The organism is bacterium (assembly GCA_027622355.1).
Taxonomy (GTDB): domain Bacteria; phylum UBA8248; class UBA8248; order UBA8248; family UBA8248; genus JAQBZT01.
Map to the genome: position 1 here is coordinate 1 of JAQBZT010000020.1, position 18065 is coordinate 18065.

Annotated in this window: 16 protein-coding genes; 2 read left to right on the forward strand and 14 right to left on the reverse strand. The window is 57.4% G+C overall.

What is annotated here, in order from left to right:
- Positions 1-194: 194 nt before the first annotated feature.
- The 4 genes from O2807_02385 to O2807_02400 form a co-directional block, all read right to left on the reverse strand.
- Positions 195-1259, reverse strand: a complete 1065-nt coding sequence (locus tag O2807_02385; protein MDA0999353.1) for an ATP-binding protein — start codon at positions 1257-1259, stop codon at positions 195-197.
- A 1-nt stretch (position 1260) separates the two neighbouring features.
- Complete coding sequence (locus O2807_02390; GenBank protein MDA0999354.1) at positions 1261-1986, reverse strand: response regulator transcription factor; 726 nt, start codon at positions 1984-1986, stop codon at positions 1261-1263.
- Positions 1987-2187: 201 nt separating this feature from the next.
- Positions 2188-2586 carry an HIT family protein gene (locus O2807_02395; GenBank protein ID MDA0999355.1) on the reverse strand — a complete coding sequence of 133 codons (399 nt, stop codon included), beginning with the start codon at positions 2584-2586 and terminating at the stop codon, positions 2188-2190.
- Between the two features lie 65 nt (positions 2587-2651).
- Complete coding sequence (locus O2807_02400) at positions 2652-4238, reverse strand: NAD(P)/FAD-dependent oxidoreductase (GenBank protein ID MDA0999356.1); 1587 nt, start codon at positions 4236-4238, stop codon at positions 2652-2654.
- Positions 4239-4422: 184 nt separating this feature from the next.
- Between O2807_02400 and O2807_02405 the strand changes: the two genes are divergently transcribed.
- On the forward strand, positions 4423-5745 hold the full coding sequence (locus tag O2807_02405; protein MDA0999357.1) for a UbiD family decarboxylase: 1323 nt from the start codon (positions 4423-4425) through the stop codon (positions 5743-5745).
- Positions 5746-5756: 11 nt separating this feature from the next.
- Here O2807_02405 and O2807_02410 read toward each other — a convergent pair whose 3' ends face one another.
- The 10 genes from O2807_02410 to O2807_02455 form a co-directional block, all read right to left on the reverse strand.
- The gene (locus O2807_02410) at positions 5757-6719 is read right to left on the reverse strand and encodes an LLM class flavin-dependent oxidoreductase (protein ID MDA0999358.1); all 963 of its coding nucleotides are present in this window, start codon (positions 6717-6719) and stop codon (positions 5757-5759) included.
- 3 nt (positions 6720-6722) lie between these two features.
- Complete coding sequence (locus O2807_02415; protein MDA0999359.1) at positions 6723-8105, reverse strand: UbiD family decarboxylase; 1383 nt, start codon at positions 8103-8105, stop codon at positions 6723-6725.
- Positions 8105-8902 (reverse strand): cyclase family protein, encoded by a 798-nt coding sequence (locus tag O2807_02420; protein MDA0999360.1) that lies wholly within the window; start codon positions 8900-8902, stop codon positions 8105-8107. The genes O2807_02415 and O2807_02420 overlap by 1 nt, the downstream gene beginning before the upstream one ends.
- Positions 8903-9004: 102 nt before the next feature.
- A complete protein-coding gene (locus O2807_02425; GenBank protein MDA0999361.1) occupies positions 9005-9988 on the reverse strand; it encodes a TAXI family TRAP transporter solute-binding subunit in 984 nt (327 codons plus the stop codon).
- Between the two features lie 175 nt (positions 9989-10163).
- Positions 10164-12032, reverse strand: a complete 1869-nt coding sequence (locus O2807_02430; GenBank protein ID MDA0999362.1) for a TRAP transporter fused permease subunit — start codon at positions 12030-12032, stop codon at positions 10164-10166.
- 178 nt (positions 12033-12210) lie between these two features.
- Positions 12211-13401 carry a Xaa-Pro peptidase family protein gene (locus tag O2807_02435; protein ID MDA0999363.1) on the reverse strand — a complete coding sequence of 397 codons (1191 nt, stop codon included), beginning with the start codon at positions 13399-13401 and terminating at the stop codon, positions 12211-12213.
- Positions 13401-14357, reverse strand: a complete 957-nt coding sequence (locus O2807_02440) for an LLM class flavin-dependent oxidoreductase (GenBank protein MDA0999364.1) — start codon at positions 14355-14357, stop codon at positions 13401-13403. Before O2807_02440 ends, O2807_02435 begins: the two co-directional genes overlap by 1 nt.
- Positions 14358-14493: 136 nt before the next feature.
- Positions 14494-14664, reverse strand: coding sequence for a hypothetical protein (locus O2807_02445; protein MDA0999365.1), 171 nt, complete (start codon positions 14662-14664; stop codon positions 14494-14496).
- 46 nt (positions 14665-14710) lie between these two features.
- Complete coding sequence (locus O2807_02450) at positions 14711-15811, reverse strand: prolyl oligopeptidase family serine peptidase (GenBank protein MDA0999366.1); 1101 nt, start codon at positions 15809-15811, stop codon at positions 14711-14713.
- Positions 15812-15824: 13 nt separating this feature from the next.
- Positions 15825-17549 carry a thiamine pyrophosphate-requiring protein gene (locus tag O2807_02455; GenBank protein ID MDA0999367.1) on the reverse strand — a complete coding sequence of 575 codons (1725 nt, stop codon included), beginning with the start codon at positions 17547-17549 and terminating at the stop codon, positions 15825-15827.
- Between the two features lie 330 nt (positions 17550-17879).
- Between O2807_02455 and O2807_02460 the strand changes: the two genes are divergently transcribed.
- Positions 17880-18053: a hypothetical protein gene (locus O2807_02460; GenBank protein ID MDA0999368.1), complete on the forward strand. Its 174-nt coding sequence runs from the start codon at positions 17880-17882 to the stop codon at positions 18051-18053.
- Positions 18054-18065: the final 12 nt, after the last annotated feature.

Sequence of the window (18065 nt, forward strand, 5' to 3'; positions counted from 1 at the left end):
GGGCCATTCCCATTACAAAGAATACAGCGAGGGCCAGATTTTTCATTGATATTCTCCTTTTGATTCTGTACGGATGAGGGAAAATCCCATAATTCTGCATCGCGGCTTTTCGCCACTCTGCATTTTATGGCCCCCGAATATAAAGAGGCCATAAAGAAAGTTTAAAGTTTGCGTAAAGAAAAAAGGGCCGGTATCTAGGCGGGTAAAGTCAACCAAATCCGTATCTTATCCCGATCGCATGCCGCGCCGACGCTTCCCCCGTGCGCCTCGATGAGGCTCTTGACGATGGCCAAGCCGAGTCCCGCCCCTCCGCTTTCGCGAGAGCGCGATTTGTCCGCACGGTAGAATCGCTCAAAGATAAAAGGAAGTTCTTCCTCGGCAATGCCCCCGCCCGTATTGGCGAAGGCCAACATGATTCCATCGGCCACCACATCGGCGGAGATTTCGATGGCCCCGCCGATCGGCGTGTATTTCGAGGCATTCTGGATCAAATTGCTCAGCGCCTGCATCAGCTTGTCCCGATCCGCTTTTACGCACCGTGCCTCATCAGAAAATTTCTTTCCGACCGAAATATTCCGGCTTTGAAAATCAAATCTGTACAGATCCAAGACTTGATCCACCAATTCCGGCAAATGCACCTCTTCGCGGTTCAAAAAAGCGCCGGCGGCATCCGCCCGCGTCAACTGCTGCAGATCGTTGACCAGCCGGACCAGGCGGAGGATTTCCTGCTCCAGCATTTCGAACGTCTCCCGGGAAGGAGAAACGACCCCATCCGAGAGGCCCTCCAAGTATCCCCGTATATTCGTGAGCGGCGTCCGCAGTTCGTGGGCGATATCCACGATCATCGTTTTCCGGAGATGTTCGATTTTTTCCAGATTGTCGGCCATTTGATCGAAAGCCCTTCCCAGCCGTCCGATCTCGTCATCCGTGGCGATGCCCGTCCGCGCCGAATAGTTTCCGGATGCCAGCCGCTCCGTGATCTCCGAAATCCGCAACAGCGGCCGCAGGACCGCCCGCGTGAGGAAATAGCTCAACACAACGGACAAGCCCAGGGCGATAACACTGCCCTGGATCAGATAGCGCCGGATGGATTCGACAAACATTCCGTGGGATTCGACAGGCGCAATATGATATTTCTCCATGAGTTCCGAAAAATAATTGGCCGCAAGTATGTCAATGGCCAGCCAAACCACCAGAATCACCGTCGCGATGACGGGAATGTTGATCCCCAAAAGCTTCCACAAAAGACGGTTTTTCATCTCAATCCTCCGCGTCTTCCGCACCCGGCGATTCGGCGAACTGATAGCCGATGCCCCGCACCGTCAGGACGTAAACCGGCCGGGAAGAATCGGCCTCAATCTTTTGCCTGAGCTTCCCGATGTGCACGTCGATCACCCGATCGACGACGCTCTCATCGTGCTGGTAGATCCGATCAAGCAACTCTCCGCGCGAAAAAACCCGCCCGGGAGCCCGCATGAACGTTTCCAGCAGCTTGAATTCGATGGGAGTCAGAGAAACGGGACGATCCCCGAGAGTTACCTTGTGCTTTTCCGCATCGAGGCGAAGGTCGCCGCTGTGGAGTAAATGCCCGCTTTGCGATGCGCCGGATTGCACCCTTCTCAAAATCGCCTTCACCCGCTCCACCAGCTCGCGGGGGCTGAAAGGCTTGACGACGTAATCGTCCGCGCCGAGGGAAAATCCCAGGACCCTGTCCATCTCTTCTTCCCGGGCGGTCAGGATCAGAATCGGCACATCGGAAATCTTGCGTATCTCCCTGCAGACATCCCAGCCATCCATCCCGGGAAGCATGAGGTCGAGAATCACCAATCCGGGCCGGCGGTTTCTTACAGCATCCATTCCCGCTTCCCCGTCATGCGCCAGAATCGTCCCGAAGCCGGAGCGATTCAGATACGTCGACACGAGCGTGGCAATGTTTTTTTCGTCCTCGATAATCAATATCGGTGTTTCCGTTTTCACGTTCACCATTCCCGGATGCGCTCCCAAATCGCAGAAAAATTCCACACCCCATAAATATCATGAAAATATAAAGAAACCGTAAAACCGGCAGGAGGCCGGACGGAAAATGAAAGACACGCCGCGGAAATCCGCGGAGCGTGTGAAAAAGGCATTGAAACCGGCCGGGGCCCGGGGACCTCTCCCGATCAAAGCCCGCCGAGAAGGCTGTTTTTACAGGTTTTTTCTCAACGCCTCGCGGATTTTTTCAAGTTCCTCCGGGACGTAAGGAACCGGCTCTCCCTGTCCCCATACCGGGCCGGGCCAAGCGGCATCCCCCGCGCGGCGGGCAATCACGTGGATGTGAAGCTGTGGCACCAGATTGCCGAGCGCACCGATGTTGATCTTGTCCGGCGCGAAAAGACGCTCGAGCAGCTTCGACACATCGGCGATCTCCTCGATGAGCCGGGCCCGCTCTTCCTCCGCGAGATCGTGTACCTCTTTTAGCCCCTGTCGGGCGGGCACCAGAATCAGCCAGGGGTAGCGGGCATCCCGCATCAGGAGGAGATGCGAGAGCGGTAGCGCGGCGATGAATTCGGTATCCTGCGCAAGGCGCGGGTGAAGTTCAAACATGGTAAATTCACTCCCATCATTTTCCGCGCAAAACTCGCGGAATAATGCTTTTTCCCCGCCAAAAATCAGGCGGTCAGCTCCGGCGCCGGAAGCGGATTCCACCACCTCTTCAGGTTCAGATCCCCGGAGATCACACCGGCCGCGTTATAGCCCGGCGCCCCGTTCAGCCCCCCGCCCTGGCAGCTGGAGCCGCACAGGTAATATCCCTCCAGCGGCGTCCGCATCCCCGAGAGAAGCGGATGCGGCCGGTTGATTCCCAACTGCTCCTTCTTGTACGCCCCCATCCGGACAGCGCCGCGCACCATGTTTTTGTTCCCCCGCTCGATGTCGATGGGGGTATGGAGTTTCGCGGCCCGCACGACATCCAGCGTCAGGTTCGGTGCAAACTCCCGCCAGGCGGCGACCAGCCGGTCGGTCATCTCATCGCGTATCTCATCCCACTTTTCAGGCCCCGCCCCCTCCACATCGTAAGGAGCGCCCGGCCACCAGAACGCCACGTGGCCGCCCTCGGGGGCATAGGAGGGATAGTGCTGGCTGTTGCACGAGCCGTTGCCCATCGGCGTGGTCGGCAGCTTTCCGGCGCGGCGCTCCCGGGCGTTCTGCTCCACCTCCTCGTCGGTATCCGCCCCGAATATGACGTTGTAGGACTCGCCGACGTCCGGATCGAATTCCTCGGCCAGATAGCGGGGGCGGTCGGAGAGCGCGAGATGAAGGGTCATCAGGGAATGGAAACCCCAGTCCCAGTTGCGCATTTTTTCATTCACCTCCGAGGGAAAGGCATCTTCCCCGGCGAGGCGGATCGAGACCGGCGCATTCAGGCTGCTGGCCACAAACTGTTTGGCCGTGACACGCTCGCCGTTTTCCAGAACGATGCCGGTGGCGCGGTTGCCCTCTCGGGTAACTTCGCGTACCGGATTTTCCCTATGAATGCTGCCGCCGTGCTCCGTGATGAGTTTTTCCAGCGCCCGCGGCAACTCAAGGGCGCCCCCGCGGGGGAGACCCAGCGTGGTCTGCGTGGAAAATAGCGAGGGGAGGAACATGCCGGTGCCCGGCTCATTTTCCACCGTGATGGCGTGCGCGAAAAGCTTGAAGAGGCACCGCAGCTTGGGATGCTCGAAGTGCGCATCAATGGCTTCCGAGATGGTCATGGGCGCAAAGGCGAGCAATTCGCGTCCTTTCGCACCGCCGATGCGGGCCGCTACTTCTTCCGGCGCCAGCGGAACATGGAAAAGAAAGCTCCGCAAAAGGGGAGCCAGTTCCACCGCGTAGCGCTGGTGCAGCGCCCGGAAGGTGTCCGCATCCTTCTTGGAAAATCGCGCTATCGAGGCCGCGCTCTTTTCCGCATTGCGATGCAGCACAATCGCGGTCTTGTCCCGGAAGAGAGCGGCGTGCTGCACATCCGGGGTGAGATACCGGAAACCATAGCGGCCCAGTTCCAGATCGCGGACGATGGGAAAGTCGTCGAGCCCGATGAAAAAATTGGCGTGCATGTTGGATCGGTAGCCGGGCAGCAGATACTCCCGGGTGGAGGCGCCGCCGCCGATTTCCGCTTCCGCCTCAAAAACGCCGACCTTGAGGCCGCAACGGGCCATATAGGCTGCGCAAACGAGACCGTTATGCCCCGCGCCGATAACGATACCATCGTAATCCATGGCTCCCCTCTCCCCTTATCCGATAAATTTTGCGGTGAACTGTCATTCTCTCAGAAAATTTCCCGGAGCACCACACGGGAAAATGCGGTCGAAATTCCCGGCGAATTTGACGGTCCGCAAGCAATCGAGGGGTCATTCCGATTTCTCTTTGACCGCATCCATCCGACAATGGGATGATTTCCGCATGGACGCTATTGTTGATCTTCGCGGATGGCTGGAGCATCTGGAAAACACGGGCCGGCTGAAACGCATCGCTGAAAAGGTGCGTCTGGAACACGAAATCGCCCTCGTGAGCAAAAAGCACGACGGACATTCGGCACTCGTTTTCGAAGCCACAGACGGCCCCTCCATGCCCATTTGCGCCAACATCGCTTGTCGGCGGGAATGGTACGCCGAGGCCCTGGGGGTCTCCCCCGAAAATCTCCTGCGGGAGGTTCTTCAGCGGCAGCAGATTCGAATCCCTCCACGAAAAGTGGAGGACGCTCCTTTTCTCGAAACATCCATCGCTGAAAAAATCAACATCCTGAAACTCCTGCCCCTTCCCATCTACCATGAACTCGACGGTGGACCCTATATTTCCGCGGGTGTTTTCTTCGCACGCGATCCGGAAACGGGAGCGGGAAACGTTTCCATCCACCGGATGCACGCCCTTGGCCCCGATCTCTTCGGCCTTCTCGTTCTCCCCCGGCATTTGAAGGGAATGATTCAGCGCGCCCACGAAAAGGGGGAAGGGCTGAAAGTGGCGGTCGCCGTGGGGCTCGACCCCTTGCTCCTCATGGCCAGCCAACTCGTACTCTCCCCCGGGGAAGACGAACTGGAAGCGGCGGGCGGACTCAAAGGCGCTCCGGTTGAGGTTTGTCCCGCCCCCTGGTCCGGGATTCCCGTTCCCACGGGCGCCGAGATCGTCATCGAGGGTGAGATTCTTCCAGGAGAGCGTCTGCGGGAGGGGCCCTTCGGTGAATTCCCCGGCTACTACAGCCCGGCAGACGAGCGGGAGGTACTGCGGGTGCGGGCGGTCTCGATGCGGCGCGATCCGATTTTCTATTCCATCCTCGCGGCGGGCTTCGATCACCTTTTGATGGGGGCAATCCCCCGAGAGGCCGGGCTCCTGCGCGATCTCCAGAGAGCCGTGCCCTCGGTGCGGGATGTAGTCCTTCCGCTCTCGGCCGCCGGGCGCTTCCACTGTGTCATTCAAATTGACAAGCGGAACGAGGGGGAAGGAAAGAGCGCCCTGATGGCGGCGCTCGCGGCGCATTACGACGTCAAGCACGCCATCTGCGTCGATCGGGATATCAACATCCACGATCCCGCGCACGTGGACTGGGCGCTGGCCACCCGCTTTCAAGCCGACAAGGATCTTTTCGTCGTTCCCGGCGCCTGGGGAAGCCGCCTCGATCCCTCCGCCGATGAAGGCGTAACGGCGAAAATGGGGATGGACGCCACTGTGCCCGTCGGCGGTCTGGAAAGAGAATTCCGCTCGCTGAAAGTGCCGGGAGAGGATCGATAGCGGGCCGGAACTCAGTCCAGTTTCAATTCCGGCAGAACTTCCGCAGTAAACCTTTCGAGCTGGGCCATCTGGTCCTTGTGGGTGAAGCGGAGGGAGATGTGCTCGGCCCCCGCCGCGATGAAGGCGTTGATGCGATCGATCAAGTCCTTCGCCGGACCGTAGGTCCCCCACTTTTCGATGCTGTCTCCCCAGAACGGGGTGTAGTAGTAGTCGAGGAGAAACTCCTCGCCGTTTTTCATCGCCTTTTCCTTGTCATCGTCGAGACAGGTGGTCATGTACCAGGCCGGGGTTCCGGCATCGCGGCCGTGGACTTTGGCTTCTTCTTTGATTTTCCCCCAGGTCTCCTGAAACTCCTCTGGGGTGACCCGGTTGGGAAACCATCCGTCCCCGAAGCGTCCGACCCGCCGCCAGGCGGTCTCGACCGTGGCGGAGGCGATCCACATGGGAACGGACCCCTGGATCGGCTTCGGGGTGAGCGTCACGTTCTCGCACCGATAGTAGCGGCCCTCGAAGGTGACATTATCCTCCGTCCACAGCTTGCGCATCAGGGTCATGTGCTCTTGCATGTAAAACATGCGCTTGCGGAAGGGTACGCCCAGCGTCTCGAATTCGTGTTCGCACTCCTGCGGCTTCGGCGGACCGATGCCGACGCCGAGGATCACCCTTCCCCCGCTGATGACATCGAGAGTCGCCACCTGATAGGCCAGAAAAACGGGATGGCGCAGACAGGGAAGGAAAATCGCCGTGCCGAGCTTGACGCGCTGGGTTTTCACCGCGACGGCGGAAAGAACCGAAAGTGCCTCCAGCCGCGGCTTCGCGAGGATAGAATCGCCCACAAATACGGAATCGTAACCGAGTTCCTCGGCGCGGACCGCCAGATCGATCACGGGGCCGACCTCGGGGATGCCCTTGTTCCACAGGAGAACGCCCCGCGTGGGGAGCAATATGCCGAGCTTGACCCTTCGCCCCGCCATTTCTCAGAGCCTGATTCCGGCGCTTGCCAGGATGCCCCGGACGCGCTCCCTCTGCTCGTCCGTGATGTAGAGCCTTTCGGCAAAATCGCGCCCGGAGGGCTTCGTGGCGTCAATCCCAATCTTGGTGAGGGTATGCACCTCAGGGTCCGACGTCGGATCGAGAATCGCCCCCTTCGCCCCGGGGATGAATACCAAATCCTTGTCGGCGCGCGTGCGCGTCAAAATCGCCCAGGTCACATCGGCTCCGTTGAAGACGTCCACGTCCTCGTCCACCACCACCACGCATTTGCAGTAAAACTCCGTGCCCAGCGCCGCCATGATGGCCTGCTGCGGTTCACCCTCCGATGTTTTTTTCATGGAAACGATGGCCATGAGCGCGCCCACGCCCGAGAGCGGCACGTGAACCGCCTTGATGTTGGGCAAATTCCGGCGGAGGGTGTTCAGGATCTCCGCCTCGCGGCTCACGCTGGAGATGAGGATGTGATCCGCCGCGGTGCCGGAGGCGACGCTGTGGTACATGGGGGCTTTGCGCATCTGAACGCGCTTGGCGACAAAAACGTTCTGCGTGCTCCGGTAGGAGGCATAGCCCGTAAACTCGCCGAAGGGCCCCTCCGGCTCGTGGACATCGTTGAGAATTTCGCCCTCGATGACGATCTCCGCCCCCGCAGGCACTTCCAGCCCTTCCGTGCCGCAGCGCGCCACGCGGTAGGGCTCGCCGAAAAGCGCGCCGATGATCTCGTATTTCCGGACCCCCGGCGGGTAGTGATAGGCCATGGAGCCCATGTAATGAACCGGGTGGATGCCGATCGCAATCGCCGCAGGAAGCGGCTTTCCCTGCGCTTCCGCCCGGCGGTGAAACTCGTACATCCGTCGCCGGGAGTGGAGGGAGACGCCGAGGCGGTTTTTCCCCTTCAGCAAGAGGCGGTGAAAGCCGGTCGTGTCCACGCCCGTTTCGGGATCGCGGGCGACGATTTGCCCGGCCGTGATGTAAGGTCCCGCGTCCACCGGGAAATGAAGCGGGATGGGGAGACGGTTTAGATCGATGTCATCCCCCTCGATGACTACTTCTTCCCAGGGGGCGGAATCCACGACTTCCACCGGCAGGTAGTTCTGGCATTTCTCGCGGTAGGCGGTGGGGAGGTCCGCTGTTTCGACACCCAAACAGGCCGCGAGCAGACGGCGGTTCGCCGCGATGTTCGTCACGACAGGAATCTCATGCCCCTCGACGCACTCGAAAACGATGACGGGGAATCTTCCGGCCTGCTCAAACTCAAATACCGTGGGAGTAATGTCGGTCAGGGCGACCGGCTCCTTGATGCGCACGATCTCCTCCGGGAAATCGCGCTCCACCATCTCCAGAAAGCCGCGAAGGCTCTGATCGCTCATCAGGATTTCTTCTCCCAGGCGCCGCGATCCGTGTAGGTTTTTTTCAGCGGCGGAACCGGCGGCAGGCCGTCCCGCGGGGGCTCCTCATCCCAGGTTTCGACGGCAATCACCCGGGCGGGAGCGCCCTCGGTGTCCTTGAGCTTCAACGCGCCGGTAATCAGCAGAACCCGCTCTTTCTGGATCGCGCCGATGTTCGTGCACCACTCGATCAGGCAGATGCCGCGGCTGAGAAACTTGATGTGATTCGGGCTCCAGTTCGGCGCCGGCCACTTCCGCTCCTCGGGAGGGTAAAGGGGCGAGTCGCAGGTCATGAAATCCTGAACGAGCGCCTTGATTCCCTTGCCGATGAGCCAGTCCGCGGCGTCGGTGGAGAGATAGATCATGTGCTCCCAGAAATCCCGGGAGCCCCACATGCGGTCGGTCCACCCGGTGCTTACGATGGCGATATCGCCTGGCCGGACTTCGACGCCGGTGGCCTCGAGATCCGCCGCCGTGACGGACTCGGATTTTTCCTTTCCCGGAATCTTGAGCACGCAAGCTTCCCCGCAAATATGCTCGAGGGGAAGTTTATCGTTCTTCAGACCGTCGTGATAAAAATGGAAAGGCGCATCGTAATGGGTATAGCTTTGGGTGGTGGTGGTAAAACCAAAATTGCAGATGTGATCCACATCCAGAGTGGCTATCGGTGTGATCGTCGTGCCCGGAGCGGGCTTGCCGTAAATCTCGTCTCTCGGGAATTGCACATACGTATCTTTCGGGTCCATGACCAGACTCAAGTCTACGAACCGATAGGGCATCTGCGCGCTCCGAATTTACCGGGGTCTTGAAAAGATCGTTAGAAAAAAAAACCGCCCGCCGCCCCATCTCTCTGAATGAGGCGGCGGGGTTTCTTTCGCCCCTTAATTCATCCAACCCTTTTCTTTGTAATAACGGGCAGCCCCCGGATGGAGCGGCGCGCCGTTCTGCGCCTCCTGCCAAGCGGTCTTCGCCGGATCGAAACTCCGGAGACCCTTGTGGCCCGCTCGGAGATCCTTGACGTTATCGAGAAGCGTTTTCACGATTTTATAAGCCGTGCCGTTGTCCATTTTCGTTGAGGCGATGAGCGAGGTCGTGAAGCCGAAAGTTTTCCGCGGCGTGGCCTGCCCCGGGAAGGTGTTCGCCGGCAGCGTGGCCTTGAGGAAACCGATACTGAGCAGTTTGTCGCGGAATTCATCTTCCACTTCCAGGAAGCGGAGCTTCTTCTGGATCGCGATGGCAGTGAGTGACGGATGTCCCGCGTTCACGGTGTGGCTCAGCATGTCCGCCTGGCCGTCCTTCATCCGGCTTTTAATCACATCAAAACCGGTATGGGTCGCCGAACCGCCCATTTTTTTAATTGAATCGTAGGTGATGCCGTGTGCGCCCAGCATGGCTTGAGTCGCCCACTGCCCCAGGCCGCCGCGGGGAACGGTGACATAGTTCACCGGAACCTTCTTGAGATCGCTGATGCTCATCACTTTGGGGTTGGTGGTGACGATGCCGAGATAGTACTGATCCAGCCCTCCGATCAGACCCCGAAGATTATTGTAGGCCTTTTTGTAGGCGACCTTCCCCTGGTATCCCCAGTTGGCCGCCAGGCTGAAGGTGAGGGCCAGATCGTACTTTCCCGTTCCGACATTCACGGGATTGCCCACACCGCCGCCCTTGGCCAGAGCGTCAACTTGAAACCCGAGATTGGCGTTGTTCACGATGTTCGCCATGGTGGCCGAGTATACGTGCCAGCCGCTTCCCTGCTTCCAACTCCCCATCAGCAGCCGCTTGGCGGCCCCCGCCGGGGCGGACAACATGAGGGTCATCGCGAAAACGGCCAAAACGATCATGAATTTCTGACGATGAATCTTCATACCCCTACCTCCAAAGAATGTAGAAACACATATCCCGTTCAATACCCACGAGAAAAATTTCGACGGACGAAATCGCCGTTCATCTGTAAAGATTACTCATTATATCAAATTTTTTGCTGAACTTGTCCCGCCATTCAGCGAAAACGGGACAAGTTTCATCGGCGGACCGGGAAAGCTACGGGGTAGCGAGCCTTTTGGCCCGCAATCTGTGCTGAAAACAGACCCCCAAAAGGGCCACAACACCAATAAAATCAGTAATTTTTTCAGGAACAATCAGGGCGATCGCGCAGGCAAAAAAGAGGACCCGCTCCCATCGCCTGAGCGGCATGGTCAAATGGCCTGTAAACGAAGCGGCCAGGGCGAAAACCCCGATGGCAGTGCTCAAGGAAATCCAAATCGTCTCCTCCAGGGTTCCGCTGAACAGCATCGCGGGGTTGTAGACGAAAGCATAGGGCACCAGAAAAGCGGCGAAAGATAGCTGAAACGCCTTCCATCCTGTCTCGGAGAGACCCGACTTGGCCACCCCTGCCGCCACATAGGAAGAGAGCGCAACGGGAGGGGTCAGCATCGAGAGAATCGCGAAGTAGTAGATGAACATATGGCTCGCCAGAATGGGAAGCCCCAGCTTCGCCAGGGCAGGTCCCATGAGAGTTCCCGCCATGATATAGGCGGCGGCGGTCGGCATCCCCATGCCCATGATGATGCAGGCCACCATAACCATGGAGAGGGCCAAAAGAAGATTTCCCGCGGAGAGATTTACAATGAGTCCGGTAAATTTCAGCCCGAGCCCTGTGTCTCCGATGATGCCGACAATGACGCCCGCCACCGCGCAGGGAATCGCCACGGCGACCGTCATCCGGCCTGCGCTTTCGAGCGCCTCGAGAATTTTGAACAAACCCATGCGGGTGGACTTGCGCAACCAACTGAGGACAATCACGCCGACCGCGGCGGCGGTCGCCGACCACATCAAAGTGAAGCCCGCGATCATGTAGCCAATGATCAGGAGCACGGGGAGGAGTAAAAGCCCCCGTTCCAGCAAGATGCCGCGGAGCTCGGGAAGTTCGTTTTTTGGCAAACCCTCTAATCCGAGCTTTTTGGCCTCCAGATCCACCATGAAAAACAGTGATATGTAGTAAATCACCGCTGGAATCGCGGCAGCCCCAGCCACCCGCAAATAAGGAATCCCCGTCATGTCCGCGAGAATGAACGCGCCCGCTCCCATGATCGGCGGCATGAGCTGGCCGCCCGTGGAGGCCACCGCCTCAACCGCACCCGCGTAGTGCGGCGCAAAGCCAAGCCGCTTCATCAAAGGAATCGTAAAAATCCCGGTGCCAACTACATTCGCCGTCGCGCTTCCGCTGATGGTTCCCATCAGACTGCTACTGACGATCGCCGCCTTTGCAGGCCCTCCCCGGTAGCTTCCCGTCAAGCGAACGGCCAGATCGATAAAAAGCCGGCCGCCGCCTGACACCTCAAGCGCCGCTGAAAACAGAACGAAATAGAAAACAACTTCCGCACTCACACCAAGCGGAACCCCGAAGAATCCTTCCACGCTGAGCGCCTGAAATTCCACAAAAGTGGGAAGCTCGATAAACCGGTGGCCCAGGGCGCCCGGAATCAAATGACCGAAAAAATTATAGATGAGCGCGATGACCGCCACCGACGTGATGCCCCATCCCAGAAACCGCCGCGATGCCTCAAGGATCAGAAGGATGTAAACGGGTCCTACGATGAGGTAGCGGAAGGGAACGGGTTCAACATCGCGGATGCGCTCGTTGAGAAAATTCCATTCCCAAGAGTAGAGAACGGCGAAAGTCAGCGCCACAACCGCGAGGGCGTAATCATAAAAACGGATTGTTCCCTCTTTCCGCGCCGGCTTTATCAAAAAAACTATGGCCAAAGCGAAGCTCAGATGAAGGGGGCGCACGATGAGAACGTGGAGCATCCCGAAAAAAGCCCAGTAGAGCTGCAGGCATGCCCAAGCAAGCGCCAGGAGGGGGGGGAGATGAAGAAATTTCTTCCAGGGAGCGTCGCTCGAGGCCACGAAAGATGTACTTCCTCAAAGAAAAAATGAAGACAAAAAATCAACCTGCGGTTTGTGAGATTCTTCCTTGAATCGTCAAGGAATAATAATCGTAATTTCAGGAAACGGCAAAAGCAGTCTCAAAACAAGATGTTGTTTTTTTTATGTGCCTGATAAACAAAGGTGAAAGGAGGGAAGATCAGCCCAGCGCACGCCACGGCCGGGTGGGCGTTTGCGTGAGAAGCTCGCAGCCCTCTTTCGTCACCAGGACCATTTGCTCGACGTTGGCTCCGCCAACATCGGGCAGGTTGAATGTGGGTTCAACACAAAGAACTGTATTTTCCTCGAGCACCGAATTGTTATCCGGCTGGATCAAGGGCGCCTCCACTGTCTCAAGCCCGATTCCATGGCCCGCCATGGGAAATACATATTTTCCGGCGCCAGCAGCATTCGCATCCAGAAATTGCGTGGCGGCATTGTGCACATCCGCTGCGGTGACGCCCGTCTGAACGGCGGAAATGGCGGCTTCCGTTATGGCTGCGCAAAGCTCCAGCATTTCTTCCACTTTGGGATCCAATTTTTTCCCCGGCACAACCGCTGTACGGTTGACATCAAATCCGTAGCCCTCAAAAGCCCCGACGTAGTCGAAGCGAATCACATCGCCCGCTTCGATCTTCCGCTGCGTGGCTTGCGGCCACCGCGAACCCCAACTGCTCCAGGGGCCGCTGTGAACACGGACGTAGCGGACAAAATCGGCACCAGACCGCATGCCCGCCGCATGTCCTTCGGCGCACAAATCGCTCTCCCGCACGCCCGGCCGGATGGCCCCAAAAATGGCTTCATATCCCGCTTCCACAATTTTCGCCGCACCGCGCAGATATTCGACCTCGATCGCGCTTTTGCGGGCGCGCATTCCATCCACAATCGCATTGGCATTGACGAATGTTGCCTCATCCATCTCCTCGGAAATGTCCCGGTACATCGTGGCGGGCATAATGTCCTCCCCCGCAATCCCGATCCGTGCCTTTCCCGCGTCCAGTTTTTTCAGTTGGTTGATGACCGAAAGGGAAATATTGGGCTCGGGGCGGACATCTTCAATATGGACCATTTCACGCCGGAAATTCCGGTGATCGACGAAAAGTACGGGCTCGCCCGAGGCCGGCAGCACCAGCAGACCGTGTCCCATGCCGCGGACTTTTTCGCTGAACGCGCCCGGCGGGAACGGGGGGAAATGATTGGTCAGATAGGTGAGACTCCCCATCCGATCATAAAAAGAGCGCCCGATGACGAGGAGAACATCGATATTTTGTTCCGCCATCAATTTCCGGGCACCCGCGAGGCGCTCCTGGATGATTTCTTTCGAAACCCCTGTTCCATTTTCAAGGACCATCAGCTGAACCTCGGAAGAAGTTCAGACACGAAATTCTCCAATTGTTCCTCCTGGCCGCCTCCGGCAAAACGGATAACGAACGTCCCAGCGCCTGCTTCGATATATCCGCGAAGCTGCTCTTCCACCTGAGCACCATCGCCGACAATGACCAAAAGTTGTTGTTGAACGGTTTCGAAAGGCTTGTGGTAATACGTAGAGAGAAAATCTCCACATTCTTTTTTGGCCTTTTCTCCGTCGGGATTGATGTTCATCGTGACATAAAGACACTGCGGTATATCCTCTATATCGCTTCGGCCCGCCTCTTCCGCAAATTCCAGAATTTTCTCCCAGCACTGCCTGTAAAGCTCCACCGTGATGGAATTCGTAATCCATCCGTCCGCGAAACGGGCGACACGCCGCAGTCCCGAATCCACCAAGTTGCTGGATATCCAGATCGGGGGACCGCCAGGCGTCTGGGGTCGGGGTTCGAGTTCCACTCCCTCGAATGAAAAATACTTCCCGCGATAACTTGCTTTCGGTTCTTTCAGCAGCAATTTCGCGATTTCCACCGTCTCCGTGAATCGGCGTGCCCGTTCATGGAGCGGTACGCCGAGCGTTTCAAACTCGAACTTGAGGTCCGGGCGCCCGACTCCGAGTCCGGGAAGCACTCTTCCCGGAAACATGCAATCCAGCGTGCTCAACGATTGGGCCAGCATGACGGGGTGGCGAAGCGCCGCGAGCATCACCGCCGTTCCGACCTGAACTTTTTGGGTCGCAGCGAGGACGGCTCCCCAGGTCGTAAAGCTCTCGAGGCGAGGCTTCGCCAAAACGCTGTCACCCAGCCAGACGGAATCCAGGCCAAGGGATTCCGCCTTCCGGGCGAGAGAAAATATGGACGCTGCGTTTGTGGGCTTCCCTTTCGCTTGAACGACGACGCCGCGTGTAGGAAGAAGATATCCGAAATGATAACCGGCCATGGAAACCCACCTTTCAAAGTACTTATCAAGAGAAATATGCTCGCCGGAAAGATTCAGAAAGTATGCTTCATATAAAATACGGATTCAAGTGTTCGGGAAACTCGGACCCATTTTCAGATTCTCCGCTTCTATCAAATTACGCCCGCGAAAAAGTCAGGTTCACGCTGCCCACGGCAACGGAAGAGTCAATTTTCGACAAAAATTCTTTTTCCTGGATGGAAAGATTCACACCGTCCAATGCGACAACCGCATCCGCCGTTCCTTCTTGGAACGTTTTTTTGGCACCTTGAATTTCAATTTTCACCATCAACACATCTCTCGATGAAAAAATCAGATGACGTAAATCAGCGTCCTTACAACCGATCGGCCAACCAATCTATCTTAAAACGAACCGCATTGGAGATGTTGTCCGTCTGACAATGATTCTCACCCAAGGTGTCGGGTGTCCATATTTTCAACTCCTTGTCCGCAACGGTCAATTCTTCATAAGTGCGGTAGGCGGATTCCACGCGTACGATGCGGTCCTGCTCTCCATGGCTGACGAGCACAGGGCAACGGACCTTGTCCAGAATGCCTTCCAGGGTGAAATCCTTCAGTATCTCCCGACAGCTTTTGTCGTCGCTGGCGCCCATGAGGAACTGGAACTGCCGCTGGATGGGAGGGTAAAAATCATACACATCCGCCAGCCAGTCGTAGCACGCGCCCCAGACCACGACCGCTTTAATCCTATCGTCAAAAGCAGCCGTCCGCGGCCCGTAATAGCCCCCGGCGCTTCGCCCGATGAAACCCACCCTTTCGGGGTCCACCTCCGGTCTTGTGATCAGCCAATCGATCATGGCGGACACCGCCACCTCGTAATCGGGGCGGGCGTAAAGATTCCGTAGCCGAAGCGAAGCGCCCTGCCCGGGACCATCGACAAGGAGCAGATGAATTCCGCGGGCCAGCACTTCCTGTCCGCCGAGAAAATAAAGCTCCTCCGCAATCGTGTCGGCCCCCCCCAAAAGGATGCACACCGGCCCCGACCGGTCGCTCGCCGGCACAAACCAGCCCGGCAAGCCAGTATTTTCGTAGGGAATCTCCACACGCTCAAAGGGCGTATCGAACAGCGAAGCCGCCTTTTCAAAATTCGCGATGCATCTTTTGTAGGTGGGAATCTTGCGGCTGTCGCCAAGCAGAAAAAATTCCGACACGCGAAAATAATTGGACGAACGCAAATAACATGCCCGTGCTGTCAGCCGATGGCCCAGCGCCAGCTCGGCGTCCGCCCTCTTTTCAACTTCCTCTCCCAACCGATACCATTCCCGGTGCCAGGCTTCCTCATCACCCGCGGGAATGTTCCGCACGGCGTCGTGGGCTTCGTGAAAATCGCCCCCGCCGAAATGCGCTTCGGACACAAGCCGCAAAAACTGCCACGACATTGTCCAGTGCGACGGATAATATTCGAACATCGGCATGTCATGACTCCTATCAAGGTTTCTTGCAGATGATGTTCAACAACGCCTGCCGGCCTTCCTCTTTCACCGCGCGAAGGGCCCGCTCAAGGGCCGGCAAGACCTGATCGGGCTCCTCCACCCGTTCGCCATACCCTCCGGAGGCCTCGCATATTTTTTCGAAAGCGGGCGAAGGCTCCAAGGATGTAAAGGCATATGCATCCTGTCCAACAGCCCAACCATCCGGGTACATCATCTTGGCGTTGCGTTTCACAGAGCCCCATGTGGCGTTGTTGAAAACCACCACAACGATGGGAAGCTTGCTGGCTCGAGAGACCCAGTGGCAAGCCACAGGATTCGAGAAAATATAGGCGCCATCGCCGCACGCCAGAAAAACGGTCCGATCGGGCGATGCCAACTTTGCGCCCAGGGCAGCCCCAAAACCCCAACCCAGGCCCGCACTGGAGGGATGGTCAAAAAAGGTGCCCGGCTCCGTTAAGGTCACCTGGGTCGGGTCCAGATCGTACTCGTTGATAATGATATCCTTGTCTTCCATCACATTTCCGATGCATCTGGAAACCCAGGTGTTGTCTATCGGTTTCTCCGTGGACACCTTTTGCGCCGCTTCTGACCATGTCTGATGCATGGCGGCGTGGGAGGCGGCATACCCTTCCTTTCGGCCCGCCAGTTCTTTTTCACGCCCTGTGAGACGCTTCTCGAGCGCACTTCGAAGCGCAACGAGACCCGCCGCCGTCTCCGACCGAATCTGAAGGTCTGATGGGAATCCGCGTATCGGATAATTCGAAAAATTTGGATCAATCCCAAGTTGAATGATGCGCGTTTCCATCCGCGGCTGAACTCTCGAAGGAATCCAAGGCACATCTGACTCAACGATGAGGATGACATCGGCCTTGTCAAACTCCGCCGAAACGTCATATCCCTGGTGAAGTGGATGGTTGGTGGGAAAATTCATGTACATGTGATTCATGCGATCCTCATAGACCGGCAGGGCCGACGTCTCCGCCAAAGCGACAAGCTCGGCCACGGCGGCCGGGTCGCGGCCGGCGGATCCGGTTTGAATCACTGGATGTTTGGCACCGGCGAGCATATCTGCGGCCTGCTCAATCGCGGCCGGATCGGGGTGTATCCGGGTCGGAAGCGTGGTGCGGCGGGAGGGGAAAAAAGAGAACTCTTTTTGTGCTTCCGAAAGCACTTCCCGGGGGAGGGAAAGGTAAACCGGCCCTTTCGGAGTTGATTCCGCGAGACCGAGTGCCCTGTCAACGACGGTTTCGAGCTGCTCGAAGTTCCGCAACTCGTAATCCCATTTCACGAACTCCCGCAACATTGCCGCCTGATCAAACGATTCCTGTCCCCAATGAATGAAAACCGCCCGGCTTCCTCTCATTCCGGATTCGGTGATGGGAGTCCGGCCTGCCGTAAAAAACATGGGTATATTCATCCGCGATGCGTTAATCACCCCCGTCAGGGCATTGGAGGTCCCCACCGAGACATGGACCATGACAACCTGGGGACGGCCCGTCACCATGGTATAGCCGTGCGCCATGCTCACCGCGGCCATTTCATGGGGAACCAGAATCGGCTTCGGCACCAGCCGTCCTTCCGCACTGAGCTTGGCGAACGCCTCGATGATCGGCGGAAAATCCGTGCCGCCGTTCCCGAAAAAATAATCAATCCCCCGCTCGCCCAACAACGCGAGATAGGCTTCTCCTGTCGTTTCAACCGCAATACGTTTTTTTTCCACGAGGCTTCCTTTCTCATCACGCATGAGGACTGGCGCTCATCCGGCCACTGGAATCGAAAGCAAGATGAACATATATGTTTTCCGAAGTGTATGGTATACCGCAAAGTATCATGTTGATAGAATCATATAGTTTTTTCGCTCCATCCGTTAGGCGTTTCGGGCCAACCGCCAGAATCAATATGAAAAAAGGGATACATATTCAATTATGCTTGTGTTGTCTCATCATATTATAATCTTTTGAGTAATCTTTGAAAGTTTTGCTGGGGTGTGTATCTATCTCTGGCCGGTAGGTCAATCCGCTACGCACCCCCGCGCATGGAGTGAATTGTAATGGGCAGCTCCCGGGTCGTGATTTCGGCAAGGAATATCAAAAAAATCTATACGTCGGGAAGCGGGATCCCGGTCACTGCCATCAATGGGCTGGATTTGGACGTTTATGAAAACGAATTTCTTTCGGGCACCTCTAAAAACCTCCCCTATTTTATCTCTGATGTGATCCAATAGAGGCCTCCCGCC